This window comes from Lacrimispora sp. 210928-DFI.3.58 (genome assembly GCF_020554865.1).
Lineage (GTDB): Bacteria > Bacillota > Clostridia > Lachnospirales > Lachnospiraceae > Enterocloster.
Genome location: NZ_JAJCIC010000115.1, coordinates 1 through 367, shown reverse-complemented (window position 1 = coordinate 367; position 367 = coordinate 1). Strand labels below are relative to the sequence as shown.

Sequence of the window (367 nt, the reverse complement as noted above, 5' to 3'; positions counted from 1 at the left end):
TGTAGCGCAGGAAATAGCTGGCATCGCGGCAGTAAAGATTAATGGTCTGCTCTCTAAGGTTACGCTTTTGGGCAGCTTGGCGGATGGATTCAAAAATATTTTCATGCATAATAAAACCTCCAAAATAAGTTAATGGTGATGATTACAGATACCTATTTGGAGGCGCATTCGCGTTATAATTCAGGTTGCGAAAAATGCTGGGAAATGCTATTCTTTTCATAGGCAGTGGAACTTTCTTGGTTCAGTTGTTTCGTGTGGTAACTTAACAATACCGAATTACAGAAAGAATTTCCACTGCTTTTTGATAAGAAAAGTAAAACTGTGCTACAGCCCCGGCAGGCCATCGCGCAGCGATTTTGTTCAATCG

Annotated in this window: 1 protein-coding gene; it reads right to left on the bottom strand. The window is 41.1% G+C overall.

From position 1 onward, the window contains the following. Positions 1-173 precede the first annotated feature (173 nt). Positions 174-367 (bottom strand): hypothetical protein (locus tag LIZ87_RS22175; RefSeq protein WP_227149236.1); only part of this gene is annotated, 194 nt, incomplete at its 5' end.